This is a genomic window from Acidocella aminolytica 101 = DSM 11237 (assembly GCF_900129125.1).
Taxonomy (GTDB): domain Bacteria; phylum Pseudomonadota; class Alphaproteobacteria; order Acetobacterales; family Acetobacteraceae; genus Acidocella; species Acidocella aminolytica.
The window spans coordinates 1-15,284 of sequence record NZ_FQVJ01000022.1; the positions used below are offsets into that span (position 1 = coordinate 1).

Below are 15,284 nucleotides of genomic sequence, written 5' to 3' on the forward strand. Positions count from 1 at the left end.
AGCCTTTAATGACCCAAGATATTCGAAGCGTTCTGTACGTAATTTCAAAAGAAATACACCAAAAACGCTCCCAAACGACAGAGGTAAAAACAGAACTAATCCTGCCCCTCAATATCATCACCCAAATCCCAAATCCGAGATCCAGAAACCCCAAATCCTAAACCAATCATGGTCCAAAATCCGAAGCCAGAAACGCCACCAGCGTATCCCTTCCCAGCCTATGCAATTGTCAAAGATCTAAACCAAACAACCATACTTCAGAACACCAGTCCATCAGCAAGGCCGTCCAATCTAACCACCCAACCTCAGAAGATCAACCCCTCGTCAGCCGCCGGTGGACGGGCTTCTACATCCCACCACACGCAACTGTCAACGCACCCATACCAACTAAGCCAAAACATAAAAAACCAGCAAAAAAGCCACCAAAAAACATAATATCCAAAAAAAATGCCAAATCTCTCACTAAAAAATAGAGATATGCAATCAACGCATAGCTTGGAGATACTCTTCCGTCGTCAAAATCCGGGCAAACCCAGCCCCTAAAGTGGCGCAAACCGCCTGAATAATCGCCGACTGACGGTACTCTTCACCCAGATCAGGCGCACCCGTGGCATCCGCGATGAAATTAACAAAATAATCTTTGTCATGCGCCGCGCGGGCCGTGGTCTCACAGCAGAAATTCGTCATGTACCCGCAAATCGCCACAGTCTTCACGCCCAGGCTGCGTAAAATCGCCTCCAGCTCCGTGCCTTCGAAACAAGAATAGCGGTGCTTGGTCATATGCAGACCATCCGGTACAATCCTCAGCCCAGGCACATACTCCGCCTCCGCCGAGCCATCCACAAACCCCACAGGCTCCGCCGCGCCTGAGAAATCGAACATCCGCCCCGCATCACGCCCATCGGCTCGATGCACATGCCGCACATAAATGACCGGCTCCCCCGCCGCCTCAAAACCTTCAACCAACCGGTTGATCCGCCCTAGCGACTGCTTAAATCCCGGCACGCACAGCGGCGAATCAGGCAGCTCATAAATATTCTGCACATCGATCACGAGTAACGCGGTATCGGCCATAAAAAAGCTCCCCCAAATTCATCACATGGGGGAGCTTAACCCTTACGCCGCCTCGGCCAGATGACCGCCGATCACCAACCCTTGGTCAGAGCCGGAAACCTTCACGGTATCCCCGTCCTTCACGGCGCCTTCCAGAATCAACCCGGCCAGCGGATTCTGCAGGTTGCGCTGAATCACCCGCTTCAGCGGCCTGGCGCCATAAACCGGATCATACCCCGCCTCCGCCAGCCAATCCCTGGCGGACTGGTCAAGATCCAGCCTGATATTGCGCTCCGCAAGCAGCCCCTCCAGCCGTTTCAGCTGAATGGTTACAATAGAGCCCATATCCACACGCTGCAGCCGGCGGAACAGTACAATCTCATCCAACCGGTTCAGGAATTCCGGCCGGAAATGCTCGCGCACCCTGGCCATCACGCCTGCTTCGGCCATCCGCACATCCTCGCCTTCCTTCTGCGCGGCTAGAATGTCGGACCCAAGATTGGAGGTCAGCACGATGATGGTATTCTTGAAATCCACCGTGCGCCCTTGCCCATCCGTCAGCCGCCCGTCATCAAGAACCTGGAGCAGCACATTAAATACATCCTCATGCGCCTTCTCCACCTCGTCGAACAGTACGACCTGATAAGGCCGGCGCCGCACCGCTTCGGTCAGCACACCACCTTCATCGTAGCCAACATAACCCGGCGGCGCGCCAATCAGCCGAGAAACCGAGTGCTTCTCCATGAACTCACTCATGTCGATCCGCACCATCGCCCGCTCATCGTCGAACAGAAACTCCGCCAGCGCCTTGGTCAGCTCAGTCTTGCCCACACCTGTCGGCCCAAGGAACAAGAAGCTACCAATCGGCCGATTCGGGTCCTGCAACCCGGCCCGCGCCCGCCGCACGGCGTTGGACACCGCGACAAGCGCGGCCTCCTGCCCGACCACGCGATTGCGCAGATTATCCTCCATGTGCAGCAACTTGGCCCGCTCGCCTTCCAGCATCTTCTCCACAGGCACGCCGGTCCAGCGCGAAACAACGGCGGCAATCGCCTCCTCCGTCACCGCTTCCGTCACCATGGTGCCGTCCTGCTTGGCGGCCAAGAGCTTCTCAAGCTCAGGAATCCGCCCGTAGAGCAACTCGGACGCCTTCCCGAGATCGCCCTTGCGCTGCGCCATCTCTACCTCGTTGCGCGCCTGATCCAGCTGCTCCTGAACCTTCTGCACCTCGGCATGTTCGGCCTTCTCGGCCTTCCACTTGGCAGTCATCTCGGAGGACCGCTCCTCCAGCTCGCCCAGCTCGAACTCCAACTTCTCCAACCGGTCCCGGCTGGCCGCATCGGTCTCCTTTTTCAGCGCCTCACGCTCGATCTTCAGCTGAATCAGCCGCCGGTCTAGCTCATCTAGCGCCTCTGGCTTGCTATCCACCTGCATCCTAAGACGAGACGACGCCTCATCCACCAGATCAATCGCCTTATCCGGCAAAAACCGGTCGGTGATGTAGCGGTTGGATAAAGTGGCCGCCGCCACCAACGCGTTATCGGTGATCCGCACACCATGATGCAGCTCATACTTCTCTTTAATCCCGCGCAGGATGGAGATGGTGTCCTCAACGCTCGGCTCATCCACAAACACGGGCTGGAAGCGCCGCGCCAACGCCGCATCCTTCTCCACATATTTGCGATACTCATCCAGCGTCGTCGCCCCTACGCAATGCAGTGCGCCCCGGGCCAGTTCCGGCTTCAGCAGGTTGGAGGCATCCATCGCTCCATCCGCTTTGCCCGCCCCTACCAGCGTATGCATCTCGTCGATGAACAGGATAATCTCGCCCTCTGCGGACTCGATCTCCTTCAAGACCGCCTTCAGCCGTTCCTCGAACTCACCGCGGAACTTCGCGCCGGCCACCAGCGCGCCCATGTCCAGCGCTAGCACGCGCTTATTGCGCAGGCTCTCCGGCACATCGCCATTCACGATGCGCAATGCGAGCCCTTCCACAATCGCGGTCTTACCCACACCCGGCTCACCGATCAGCACCGGATTATTCTTCGTCCGCCGCGCGAGCACCTGGATCGTGCGCCTTATCTCCTCATCGCGCCCAATCACCGGGTCTAACTTCTGGTCCCGCGCCAGCTGCGTCACATCTCGGGCATATTTCTTCAATGCGTCGAATTGCTGCTCAGCTGTGGCACTATCCACCTTGCGGCCCTTGCGCACATCATTCACAGCCTTTTCCAGCGCCTGGGCCGAAACCCCCGCCGCCTTCAAAGCCCGCCCGGCCGCGTTATCGGTCACCGCCAAAGCCACCAAAATCCGGTCCTGCGCCACAAAGCTGTCGCCCGCCTTGGTCGCGGCCTGCTGCGCGGCATCCAGCACGCGCACCAAATCGGGCGTCACCCCCGGCTGCCCGGCACCCGAGCCCGAGACCTTCGGCAATTTCGCCACGGCAGCATCCACGATCTGCTTCACACCGGCCGGATCACCGCCCGCCATGCGAATCAACCCGCTCGCCGCGCCTTCCTCGTCATCGAGAAACGCTTTCAGCAGATGCTCAGGCGTGATCTGCTGGTTATATTCACGCATCGCAATAGTCTGCGCCGCTTGAATGAAGCCGCGAGCCCGCTCCGTGAACTTCTCAAAATCCATTTTATGCTCCCTTCATCGTCCCTGCATTTCAGGCAACGTTCAGGCCACGCCCCTCACTAGGCGACGCAACCTTGCCCGCTTAATATGGGCAAGGCCATGATTTGGCTCAAGTCCCGCCGCAACGGAAAACCGCAATGCATATTACTTCCCTTTACCGCTACCCGGTCAAAGGTCTCACCCCGGAGCCCCTCACCCAAGCCCTCCTCACTCCAGGTCGCTGCATCCCATGGGACCGCGCCTTCGCGCTCAGACAAGGTGACGCGGTATTGGACGAATCCAACCCGGCGTGGATCTCCAAGATGAACTTCATGTGCCTGGCCAAAAATCCCGGTACCGCCGCCTTGCACACGCACTTTGACGAAAACGCCCAAACCCTCACCATTACCGGGCCGCACGGCACACTATCCGCCAACCCCTTCACGCCCGATGGCCAGAGCCAGCTTTCCCATTACCTCATCACCGCACTCGGCCCCGAGGCGCGGTTCGGTGCGCAGGGCGAAGCGCCCAAGTTCCACTTCTTCCCCGGCTACAGCTTCTGCGACCACAAAACACAGGTCATCAGCCTCATCAGCCTGTCCTCCCTTGCCGCCCTTGAAGAAGCCGTCGGAGCGGAACGCGATAAGCGCCGCTTCCGCGCCAATATCTATTTCGCGGGCGCCTCCCCTTGGACGGAATTCTCCTGGCTCGGCTGTAAACTCGCCATCGGCGAGGTGGAGTTACTTATCCAGGAACGCATCGACCGTTGCGCCGCCACCATGGTCAACCCGGACACCGCCATCCGCGACGCCAACCCAGTGAAGGAGCTGCGCACTCATTTTGGCCATATCGATTTCGGCATCTTCGCCGAGGTTACAAAAGGCGGCACAATCCGCCCGGGCGATCAACTCACCTTGCTCTGATCAGCCGGAAATCTTCGTCCCCAGCACCGCCAGGAACTGCGCAATCCAGGTCGGGTGCGCGGGCCAAGCCGGGGCGGTCACTAAATTCCCATCCGTGACCGCCTCATAAACCGGAATTTCGACAAATTGCCCCTTGGCCAATTCCACCTCCGGCGCGCAGGCCGGATAAGCCGAGCAACGCCGCCCTTCCAGCACCCCCGCCGCAGCGAGGATCTGCGCCCCATGGCAAATCGCCGCCACCGGCTTTTTGGTCTCAAAGAAGTACCGCACCATCCCGATCACCGCCGGATTCAGCCGTAAATATTCCGGCGCCCGCCCACCGGGCAGCACCAGCGCGTCATATTGCTCCGCCTTCACATCGTCGAAGCTCGCATTCAACGCGAAGTTATGGCCGCGCTTCTCTGAATAAGTCTGATCGCCCTCAAAATCATGAATAGCGGTGGCAATCATCTCCCCTGCCGCCTTTTTCGGGCACACCGCATCCACCCTGTGCCCCACAGCCTGCAGGGCCTGGAAGGGCACCATAATCTCGTAATCCTCACCGAAATCGCCGACGATCATCAGAATTTTCTTAGACATCCGCATCCTCCTGTGGCTATGCCGGGCAGCATACACAAAACTCCGCCCGCGTGCGGGTTAACTGACGGCCACGCCGCGTTTTTCGGCTGGCGGATAAAACCGCAGAATCATCAGCAGCAGCAAAATCCCCGGCAAAGCCGCTCCCGCCGCCAGCACGAAAAACGCAATAAACCCCATCTGCGCCGCCAAAAACCCAGAAAGCCCGGCAATGGTATGTAGCGCCAGCGGTGCCAGCGAGGAGAGCAGCGCATATTGCGTCGCCGTATGCTCCGGATGACACAGCCCCGAGAGATAAGAGAGAAATGCCGTATCCGAGAACGCGTCCGTAAACGCCTCCACCGCTGATATAATCAGCAGTATATGGGGAAAATGCGGAAACAGCCCAAGCAGCGGGTATAAGCACAACGCCCCCACCTGCAACAAGGCCGTCAGCAGCAATGCCCGCCCCACCCCCAGCCGCATCACCAAAAGTGCACCCAGCCCGGTTCCGGCCAGCCCGCAAAATAATGAGATTGGTCCGCTCGCCACCGCGATCAACGCGCGGTTATAGCCCAACGAGAGGTAAAACGGCCCCAGCATCGTCGCCCCCAGCGCCCCGCCCAACCGGAAGACGATGATAAACGCAATCACCACCAGCGCACCGCGCCGCGTCAGAAATTCCTGCAGCGGCTCGCGCACAGCCTGAGCAAACCGCGCGCCAATTCCGAAGGGCTGCGCTTCGCGCGTCACATTCGGCTCGGGCGCGAACAACGCCGCCACCGGCCCCAGCAAGGCCAGCAGCGCCATTAGCCCCACAGCCACATGCCAGCCGGTCTTCACGGAAAGCGCGATCACACCGGCATTGGACACGAGAAACGCCACGCGCCAGCCCCACACCTCACAGGCCAGCGCCGCGCCCTGCAGCCGGGGGGCGAAACTCTCAATGCGCCACGCATCTATAATAATGTCCTGGCTGGCCGAGCAGAAAGCCACCACCGCACCCAGCCCGAGCGTCAGCCACACATGCCGGGCCGGGTCACTCACCGCCAGCGCCAGGATACTCAGCACCAGCGCAATCTGCACCGTAATCAGCCAGCCCCGCCGCCGCCCGAGAAAAAGCGGCTTCGCCTCGTCAAAAAACGGTGCCCAGACAAATTTCAGCAGATAAGCCAGCCCGATATTCGCCGTCAGGCCAATCAGCCCAAGCGCCACATGCTCGCTGGCCATCCACAGCCGCAATGTCGGGCCTGAAAGCGCCCAGGGCAAGCCGGAGGAAAACCCCAGCACCGCCATCAACCCCAAGCGCCCTACATCCGGCCGCGTCAGCACGCCCCGAAACCCAACCGCCATCAGGATTGCGGATCGTTGATATTGCCCGTCTTCACAAAGGCGCCATTCACCTCGCGCCCTTCATCCCCAGGCTGCATGCCCGGCAGGCACAACCCTTGCCATTGCAGGGCAGAGGTCAGGCTCATCTCTCCCGCCGCATCATGCACATCCGCCTTCAGTTGCACGTCTTTATGACTGGCATAATGCAGCGTCTCATCAATCGTCACCGTTCCACCGGGCTGCGCGCAGGTGCCGTTGATCTTATAATCCGCCCCCGCCCCGGAAATATTCAGCTTGCTGCACCGGCTCTGGCCACTGAGCAGAAACGCCTGGTCGGTCGCCGGGTCGATACAAGTGAGCGTCACCACATCCCGCGCGACGGTCTGCCCGTCCGGGCCCGTTACGCTGGTGCTGCTCCGCCACAGCCCAGGTGCCCGCGCCGGCAAATCCGCCGCCTGTGCCCACCCCGCCAAAGAAACCGCCAAAACCAGCCCGCTTGCCATGCGTTTTATCATACCGCGTACGTTAGCCAGCCGGTTTTTGCGGTGCAATGCCCGCCTTGGAGTGGCCGTCCCACGGCGAACCCGCGTCCGAGCGGCCGCTGACCATCCCATCCCACAAGCCACTCCCGTCAGACCACCAGCGCCAGCCAACCCTCCTGCCTGTTCACCGCCGCGCACCGCCTGCCCCCGCCTACTGCCTTCCGCTCGGTGAACCATACCGCGCCACCATCAATGGCTCACGCGCGGGCAAAGCCCTGGTCCGCGCTTTTGCCACCAGCCTACGCCCTGCCCCCAAACCCGCGCAGACCGCCAGCTCCTCCGCCCCGAAAGAGGCCCAGCCCATCACCTTCGCCACCGGCGACTGGCTGATCAATCTCGGCGCCTCCTGGGAGCGCCCCCATTCTGCCGCCTTCCCCGACCATCTCACCAAATCCGACGCCCATTTCAGCCTGTTCGCGCACGACATAATCCCGGATATCCCCCCGGAATGGTTCAGGATGTTCCTTGTGGCTGGACAAAGCCTTCCCCCGCTCAGACCGTGCGTTCGCCATCTCCAACCACACGCTCAAAGACTTCGCCGTCTGCCTGGAGCGCCGCAACCGTCGTGTCCCCCGCGCACCTTAGTGCCGCCCGGCAGCAACAGCGCCACAGCGATCACCCCCCTGTCCACCTTGCTAACTGAGCCTTACGTGCTGATGGTCGGCAGCATTGAGGTCCGCAAAAACCATGGTGGCGTGGTCCACATCTGGCGGCATATGCTGAACAATCCGCCCACTTACGGCGTACCCACCCTAGTGTTCGCGGGCAGGACGGGCTGGCTCACCACGGATCTGATGAAGCCGCTCGACAATGCTGACTATCTCGGCAGCAAGATTAAGTTCTTCGTGCAGCCTCGGAATCCCAGCTCGTCGCGCTTTACCACCACTGCCTCTTCACCTTCTACCCGTCTCTTTATGAGGGGTGGGGGCCTCGGTCACGGAATTGCTCTGCTTCGGCTAACCCGTCACCGCCTCCAACAGCTCCGCCACTCCCGAAGCAGGCGGGCCGTCCTGCTGTTGTTTCGATCCTGACAATCTGGCCGAAACACAAACCAAAATCCGCACTGAGATCAAGCATCCCGAACAAGTCGTCAGCGCCCCCGCACGCATCAACACCGCCCCAGCGGGACAACACGGCCACCGCCGTGCTCCATGCCTGTGCGGCGACCGCCGCAACGGCCAGCACCGGCGCCTAACGGCGCCCTAACAATCTGGAAAAAATGCGCACCGGTAGCCAGCCGCTGTGAGGCCGAACGCATTTGCGCGCCTGCATAGTGGCGTTTTTTCAATCCATCAACTTTTTCTTAAGCATAAGGCGCTGTTCTTAACGGACACTAAGCCTTTGATAAACTTAACCCAAACACGCACCACCACATCCCTCAATCGATTGTTAATCATTTTTTGTTATATTTCTTAATTTTTACACGCATTACGCGAATATTAAATAATTTTATTGACGAATACCCTCATTGGTTGTATTTCACGGAAAAATACAACCGAGGCTACCATGAAGATACTTTCTTTTGAGACGATTTCTAATAAAAAAGACCTTTTGACCGCTTTCCTGCGTTCGCGCATGGCGATCGTCGACGAAACAAGCGACCCGGAGGAAGCGCTCGATCTTGTCAAATTTTACGATTACGACGCCATCTTGCTGCGCCTGTCAGAGAGCCGCCTGGGCGACCTCGAACTCATCCGCAAGCTGCGCCTGGGCCGTGTCCGCGCCCCGCTCATCGCCATCGCCCGCTCCATGAGCGAAGCCGCGCGCCTTCGTGTCCTGCAAGCTGGCGCGGACGACCTGATCGTGGATGCCCTGTCCCATGAAGAGATCTTCATGAAGGTACAGAACCTCATCCGCCGGTCACGCGGCTTCCAGGAAAACGCTTTGCGTATCGGCCGGGTTGAGATCAACATGAACGCGAAGAAAATCTACGCGAACGGCAAACCGGTCACCCTCACCAAAAAAGAATACCAAATCGCTGAAATCCTGGCCCTGCGCAAAGGCGTGGTGCTGAGCAAGGAAGCCATCCTCGACCATCTTTACGGCGGACTGGACGAGCCGAATCCCAAAATCATCGACGTGTTCATCTGCAAAATCCGCAAGAAGCTGCAAGCCCTCGGCGTTGAGGATTTCATCGAGACCAACTGGGGCCGCGGCTATATGGCTATCGACCACCGCCCGGACAATCAGCTTCAGGACCACCCTACCCGCTCCTTGGCACCGCAGGTTTCCCGTGTCGTGGCCTGAAGCTTTTCAAACACCAGCCCAAAATGGCTTGTAAACGAATGACTTATGCAAAATCAGCATAACACTTGCAAGGAGATATGCCTTAAAGCCCTTACTCTCTACGTTATGTAGAGATCGTTAGATGCATCGCACGTGCCGCGAACCCAGAACCACCGGGTACAGCAACGACGAGACGCATCCTGGTAGGTCGAGAGTCGGTTTCCCCAGAAGCCGGGATCAATTGGGAGAGTTTTGATGTTGCTGATAGAGCGCAATATTGTGATGCGAAGTCCCCAGACCAGCATCTGAGCCAAACCACCTGACTGCCAAAGCATGCCCAAGCGTGCAGGCCGCAGGGTGTTTTCCTTCATTTCGCTTTTCATGGCGGGATGCAATTCCCACCGCCATTACCGGGGACCACAATCATGAGCCTGATCGAAAATCGCGCAGCCGTCGGCCCGCTGCACCATCACATTTCTTTGCGCGCCGAGGAGAAAATCCTCCCCAGCGTCAATGAGATGGTTAAAACGCTCCGCCCGGAGGAGCCACTGCATTGCGTGCGCCCCAATGTGATCAGCTCTACCGCCCATGCCTTCAGCACCGCGTTCAATGGCGACGTGCTCTACGCCGTGAAGTGCAACCCTGAACCCGCCGTGCTGCGCGCCGTGTGGGCGGGCGGCGTCCGGCATTTCGACTGCGCCTCCATCTCAGAGGTCCAACTCGTCCGCCGCCTGTTCCCAGGCGCTGATATCCATTTCATGCACCCCGTCAAAGCCCGCTCCGCCATCCGCGAAGCCTGGGAGCAGCATGGCGTACGCGACCTCGTGCTCGATTCCGAGAGTGAGTTGTCGAAGATCATGCAGGAGCTGGGGCAGCACACAAGCAAATCCGGCCTGTTCATCCGCCTCGCCTTGCCGGAGACAGGGGCTGCCATCAATCTTTCCAAAAAATTCGGCGCCGAGCCAGAAGCCGCCATCGCCCTGCTGCGCGCCGCGCGGCCGCTGGCGGGCAAGCTCGGCCTCGCCTTCCATGTCGGATCGCAATGCATGGACCCGCTGGCGTGGCGCGACGCCATGCAACTCGCCGGTGAGGTCATCCGCGCCTCCGGGGTGCGGGTGGATGTGCTGGATATCGGCGGCGGCTTCCCCGTCGCCTACCCTGATATGGACCCACCCCCGCTTGGCGCCTTTATGGCCGAGATAGACGCCGCTTATGATGCGCTGGACATGCCCTGGCTGAAACTCTGGGCCGAGCCCGGCCGCGCCTTAGTCGGCGGCGGTGCCTCCGTAGTGGTGCAGGTACAGCTGCGCCGTGGCAACATGCTTTACATTAGCGACGGCGTGTACGGCGCCCTTGCTGATGCTGGGGCTTTGCGGTTCCGCTTCCCCACCCGCCTGCTGCGCGCCCGCCGCAGCCAGGGCGCGCAGGATGCCCCGTTCGGCTTTTTCGGCCCCAGCTGCGATTCACTGGACGTAATGAACGGCCCCTTCTTGCTGCCAGATGATGTCGAGGAGGGCGACTGGATCGAGATCGGCCAACTCGGCGCTTACGGCACCTGCCTACGCACCGCCTTTAACGGGTTTGACCGCGCGGCGCTGGTTGAGGTTTCGGACCGCGCTATGCTGGAAACCGCGGGCTACGAGCTGCCGGACGGCGACGCACCGCGCGGCTGACAAAATCGGCTTTGGCATTAACGTCATCTGTCAAGCCTTTCACGTGCGCCCGATTTTTGCCACAGTCGGGTTACCATGCACTGGCACGCCTCTTGTGCCGCCCGGCAACACCAGCCGGGCGGTGATGCTTTATTGCTCCTCGGGCCGTCCGGCGCGGGGAAATCCGATCTGTTGCTCCAACTGATCGACAGAGGCTTCACCCTGGTCGCGGACGATCAGGTGTTAATTGAAGACGACCTGGCCAGCCCCCCGCCTGCCCTTGCCGGACTGCTTGAGGTCCGTGGGCTGGGCCTATTCAAACTGCCTTACATTGCCCCCGCCCGGCTGCGCTTGGTCATCACGCTGGGCAATCCCCGGGCTGAGCGCCTGCCCTTGCCTCGCCGCCACCCAGAACTCGGCCTTCCTGAAATCGCGCTCGATTACACTCATCCCTCCGCCGCCGCGCGCGCCGCCTTGGCACTGGAAGCCGCTTGCGGTCGCGTGATCAACCATACGGGTACCTTCGCCGCATGAGTGACAATCTAGCCAAATTGCAGGTGGTTCTGGTCACCGGCCTGTCCGGCGCGGGCAAAAACTCGCTGCTGCGCGCGCTGGAGGATCTCGGCTTTGAAACCGTGGACAACCCCCCGCTTGACACTCTTGAGGCTCTGACCAGCCACGCCGAGCAAAATCTCGCGATCGGGGTCGACGCCCGTTCGCGCGGCTTCTCCGCCGCCGCCGTGCTGGAGGCCCTGACCAAGCTGCGCCAGAATAATGGGCTGGACCCCACTCTAGTGTATACCAGCGCTAACGATGACGTGCTACTGCGCCGCTATTCAGAAACCCGTCGCCGTCACCCACTGGCCCAAACCGGCGCCATCGTCGAGGGCATCGCGCTGGAGCGTGAACTCACCGCCCCCCTCGCCCACGCGGCGGACTGGCGGCTGGACACCTCCACATTACCCCTGCCCCGGTTGCGCAACATGGTGGAGCAGCGTTTTGGCGCCAACGGCCTCGGCCTCACGGTTTCGCTTGTATCTTTTTCTTACGCGGCTGGCCTTCCGCCAGAAGCGGATCTGGTCTTCGATGCACGCTTCTTGAGAAATCCCCATTACGACCCAAATCTGCGGCCTCTTTCGGGGCTTAACCCGGAAGTTGGCAGCTTCATCGAGCAAGACTCTGATTTTGCGGTATATTTCTACAAAGTCCTGAATCTTATTGAATTTTTGCTGCCGAGATTCGTGCAGGAAGGAAAGAAATATGCAACAATATGTGTCGGATGCACCGGCGGACAACACAGATCGGTTTATATGGTAGAAAAATTGTACAACCCTCTCGCCAAGGCGGGCTGGCGTATCAACGTCACACATCGGGAGGCGGCAAAGTTTATGCCCCCTACGCCGGGCACGGACCCGTCCGTAAAGGAATGAGCCAAATCCCATGATCGGTCTCGTTCTCGTTACTCATGGCACGCTGGCCTTGGCCATGCGCGATGCCATGGAGCATGTTGTCGGCAAGCAACAAAATCTTGCCACGGTCTGCATCGAATCAGACGCCGCCTTTGAAGGCCAGAAGGCCGAAATCGCCAAGCGCATCGCTGAGGTCGATGATGGTGATGGCGTCATCATCCTTACCGACATGTTTGGCGGCACCCCCTCCAACCTAGCCATGTCACTAGCCGCCCAGCCTAATATTGAGGTTCTGGGTGGCGTTAATCTGCCCATGCTGATCAAGCTCGCCAAAATCCGCGGCCAGATGACGCTGCTGGAAACCGTGCATACCGCCGAAGCGGCGGGGAAGAAATATATCTGCACCGGACACGATTTACAGCCTCAGGCCCCCAACGCCTGCAACGCCGCGGAGTAAATAGCGTATGGACGGGTCTACCATCACCGCCGAGATCGGCATTGTGAATCGCCGCGGCCTGCACGCCCGCGCGGCCGCCAAGCTGGTCACGTTGGCCGAGCAATTTACCGCCAATGTGGAAGTCGCCAAAGATGGTCAGTCCGTCTCTGCCCGCTCCATCATGGGGCTGATGATGCTGGGGGCCGGAATTGGCAGTACCGTCACACTCTCCGCCGAGGGGTTCGACGCACGGGAAGCACTCGACGCCATCACGGCGCTGATCGAGGCTGGCTTCCATGAAACAGACTAAGCGTACCGCCCGCCCCAGGGAGCGGCGCTTCTCCGGCCAGCCTGTTTCGCCGGGCATCGCCATAGGCCCTTTGCATGAAGCCGCCGAGGCCGCGCTGGTTGTTTCCGACAAAAAGCCAAGCCCCGCCGAAATCCCCGCTGAACTGGCACGTCTGGAAGACGCCGTCACCCGCTCCCGTCATCAGCTTCAAAAGCTGAAAGCCCGGCTCACTGCCCTGCCCAAAGACAGCCAAGCTGAAATCGCCCCGCTGCTGGATGTTTATCTGCACATGCTGGGAGCCTCCCGGCTGTTGCGCGGCATCAAATCCCGCATCCAAAGCGGCGCGCATGGTGCCGAGGCCGCCACACATGAGGAAGCCGAAGCACAAGCGGAGACCATTCTAGCCCAGGCGGGCGGCGACAAAGCCAGCCGTCAGCGCCGTGCAGAGGAAGTACGGGAGCTGGCACGCCGACTTATCCGTAACCTCACCCGCCAGCCCTTCCGCTCCTTCACCCCACTGCCGCAAGGCAGCATCCTTGCGGCGCAGGATCTGCGCCCTGCCGAAGCCGCATTGATCCAGCCCGCACAATTCGCGGGTATCGTCACTGCCGAGGGCGGGCTGGACGGGCATACCGCCGTGATGCTGCGCGCGCTGGGCCTGCCCGCTATTCTGGGGGTTGAAGGGTTATTGGATAAGGCCATAGCCGGCAGCCTGGTTATCATAGATGGCGATAGCGGTGAGGTAATCCTCAACCCCTCCAAATCCAGCCTGTATGAAGCCCGCAAAAAGCTCTCCGCCCAGACGCGTGCCCGCCGCTCCCTAGCGCGGCTGCAAAACCTGCCCGCCCAAACTCGCTGCGGCTTCCAGGTGGAACTGCAGAGCAATCTGGAACTGCCCTTCGAGCTGAAAATGATCGCCGAATCCGGCGCGCGCGGGATCGGGCTACTGCGTTCCGAGTTCATGTTCATGAACCGCGAGACAGCACCGGATGAGGAAACCCAGACGCGAATTTACCAGGACATCGTGGAAGCCATGGATGGCGACCCAGTGACCATCCGCTTGCTGGATTGGGGATCTGACAAAGAGATCGAGGCGCTCTCCCGCTATCTGCCTGAAACACCGGAACCTAACCCCGCCTTGGGGATGCGCGGCATCCGGGCGCTGTTGCAACATGAGGCGCTGCTGGAAACCCAGCTTGCCGCCATTCTGCGCGCCGCCGCCGCCGGGCCAGTGCGGATTATGCTGCCCATGGTCAGCGTAGCTCAGGAGGTAATCCAAACCCGCGAGGCCATGCGCCGCGTCTGGCGTCGGCTGAAGCGCCGCAAGAACCTGAAACTGCCCGAGAACCTGCCTCCGCTGGGCATTATGGTGGAAACACCATCCGCCGCGCTGGCCGCGCCGCAACTGGCCCAGCATGCTGAGTTCTTCGCAATCGGCACAAACGACCTCACAATGTACACGCTGGCGGCGGACCGCTTCTCCCCCGGCGCGGTGAAGCTTTACGACCCGCTGGAACCGGCGGTGCTACGGCTGATTCACCTCACCACCAGCTTTGCCACCGCCGCTGGGATCCCTGTTTCAGTCTGTGGGGAGCTTGCCAGCCGCCCGGCCGCAACGCCCTTACTGCTGGGGCTGGGGCTGCGGCAGCTTTCCATGCATGGCAATGCTGTGCCACGCGTGAAGCAGGCAGTGCGCGCCAGCACGCTGCTGACCTGTGAGCAATTGGCGAATGAGGCGCTTTCCGCTCCGGATGCCGAGACGGTGCGTGCCCTGCTGGCCAAAGCCCAGGAAAATTAGGGCTTGCTGACCCAACCAGGGCGGCCGGTGAGCAAGCTCAGCCACGCTACCAGCCCCAGCGCCGCGCCGACCACACCTTCTGTTCCATTATAATTCACCACGGCGGCAATCCCGAGTCCCACCGCAAGCCCGGCCAGGATGCGGCTGCCCGAGAAAAATGCCGCAAGCCCGGCCGCTAGCGCCACCCAGCCAAACAGCCCCAGATATTGCCATTGCAGCACCCAACTGCGCGGCACGCACCAGCCGGGTGCGGCGGATGCGGCGCATATCCCTACCGTAGCGCGGGGAACAATGGCCAGCTCCCGGAACACGAACGCGCCGCCGCCCACCAGTGCCGCCAAAGCCACACCAGCTAAATCTTGACCTTTCCAGTGCACTATTGTGCTCATTAACTTATCCTTGCCGGTTGCTCTTACCGCCTCGGGGTCTTATTGCTGCGGCGCGTCAGTT

The 15,284-nt window shown here is 60.4% G+C and carries 15 protein-coding genes; 9 read left to right on the top strand and 6 right to left on the bottom strand.

Features of this window, described 5'->3' with window-relative positions:
- Positions 1–483: 483 nt before the first annotated feature.
- Together BUB54_RS12075 and clpB are read right to left on the bottom strand one after the other, a co-directional pair.
- Positions 484–1,074 carry a cysteine hydrolase family protein gene (locus BUB54_RS12075; protein WP_048880256.1) on the bottom strand — a complete coding sequence of 197 codons (591 nt, stop codon included), beginning with the start codon at positions 1,072–1,074 and terminating at the stop codon, positions 484–486.
- A 42-nt stretch (positions 1,075–1,116) separates the two neighbouring features.
- Positions 1,117–3,696, bottom strand: coding sequence for an ATP-dependent chaperone ClpB (gene clpB, locus BUB54_RS12080; RefSeq protein ID WP_048880257.1), 2,580 nt, complete (start codon positions 3,694–3,696; stop codon positions 1,117–1,119).
- 134 nt (positions 3,697–3,830) lie between these two features.
- Between clpB and BUB54_RS12085 the strand changes: the two genes are divergently transcribed.
- Entirely contained in the window at positions 3,831–4,595 is a 765-nt protein-coding gene (locus BUB54_RS12085) for an MOSC domain-containing protein (protein WP_048880258.1), read from the top strand.
- On the opposite strand, the gene BUB54_RS12090 is transcribed toward BUB54_RS12085, so the two are convergent.
- From BUB54_RS12090 to BUB54_RS12100, 3 genes are read right to left on the bottom strand one after another with little or no spacing between them, the layout of a single operon-like run.
- A complete protein-coding gene (locus tag BUB54_RS12090; protein ID WP_048880259.1) occupies positions 4,596–5,174 on the bottom strand; it encodes a DJ-1/PfpI family protein in 579 nt (192 codons plus the stop codon).
- A 57-nt stretch (positions 5,175–5,231) separates the two neighbouring features.
- Entirely contained in the window at positions 5,232–6,503 is a 1,272-nt protein-coding gene (locus tag BUB54_RS12095; protein WP_048880260.1) for an AmpG family muropeptide MFS transporter, read from the bottom strand.
- A complete protein-coding gene (locus BUB54_RS12100) occupies positions 6,503–6,997 on the bottom strand; it encodes a DUF3617 domain-containing protein (protein ID WP_175556507.1) in 495 nt (164 codons plus the stop codon). The genes BUB54_RS12095 and BUB54_RS12100 overlap by 1 nt, the downstream gene beginning before the upstream one ends.
- A 35-nt stretch (positions 6,998–7,032) precedes the next feature.
- Here BUB54_RS12100 and BUB54_RS20815 point away from each other — a divergent pair, with 35 nt between their 5' ends.
- From BUB54_RS20815 to ptsP, 8 genes are all read left to right on the top strand, one after another.
- Complete coding sequence (locus tag BUB54_RS20815) at positions 7,033–8,055, top strand: hypothetical protein (RefSeq protein WP_048880262.1); 1,023 nt, start codon at positions 7,033–7,035, stop codon at positions 8,053–8,055.
- Between the two features lie 475 nt (positions 8,056–8,530).
- On the top strand, positions 8,531–9,271 hold the full coding sequence (locus BUB54_RS12110) for a response regulator transcription factor (RefSeq protein WP_048880263.1): 741 nt from the start codon (positions 8,531–8,533) through the stop codon (positions 9,269–9,271).
- A gap of 404 nt (positions 9,272–9,675) precedes the next feature.
- Positions 9,676–10,923 (top strand): type III PLP-dependent enzyme, encoded by a 1,248-nt coding sequence (locus tag BUB54_RS12115; RefSeq protein ID WP_048880264.1) that lies wholly within the window; start codon positions 9,676–9,678, stop codon positions 10,921–10,923.
- A gap of 75 nt (positions 10,924–10,998) precedes the next feature.
- Positions 10,999–11,436 (top strand): HPr kinase/phosphorylase, encoded by a 438-nt coding sequence (locus BUB54_RS12120; RefSeq protein ID WP_048880265.1) that lies wholly within the window; start codon positions 10,999–11,001, stop codon positions 11,434–11,436.
- The gene (gene rapZ, locus BUB54_RS12125) at positions 11,433–12,332 is read left to right on the top strand and encodes an RNase adapter RapZ (protein ID WP_048880266.1); all 900 of its coding nucleotides are present in this window, start codon (positions 11,433–11,435) and stop codon (positions 12,330–12,332) included. Before BUB54_RS12120 ends, rapZ begins: the two co-directional genes overlap by 4 nt.
- Positions 12,333–12,342: 10 nt before the next feature.
- Positions 12,343–12,768 carry a PTS sugar transporter subunit IIA gene (locus tag BUB54_RS12130; protein ID WP_048880267.1) on the top strand — a complete coding sequence of 142 codons (426 nt, stop codon included), beginning with the start codon at positions 12,343–12,345 and terminating at the stop codon, positions 12,766–12,768.
- 7 nt (positions 12,769–12,775) lie between these two features.
- Positions 12,776–13,057 (top strand): HPr family phosphocarrier protein, encoded by a 282-nt coding sequence (locus BUB54_RS12135; protein WP_048880268.1) that lies wholly within the window; start codon positions 12,776–12,778, stop codon positions 13,055–13,057.
- Complete coding sequence (gene ptsP / locus BUB54_RS12140; protein WP_048880269.1) at positions 13,044–14,834, top strand: phosphoenolpyruvate--protein phosphotransferase; 1,791 nt, start codon at positions 13,044–13,046, stop codon at positions 14,832–14,834. Before BUB54_RS12135 ends, ptsP begins: the two co-directional genes overlap by 14 nt.
- Here ptsP and BUB54_RS12145 read toward each other — a convergent pair.
- Positions 14,831–15,223 carry a hypothetical protein gene (locus BUB54_RS12145; protein WP_048880270.1) on the bottom strand — a complete coding sequence of 131 codons (393 nt, stop codon included), beginning with the start codon at positions 15,221–15,223 and terminating at the stop codon, positions 14,831–14,833. The two genes, ptsP and BUB54_RS12145, sit on opposite strands and share 4 nt — an antisense overlap.
- Between the last annotated feature and the right edge of the window lie 61 nt (positions 15,224–15,284).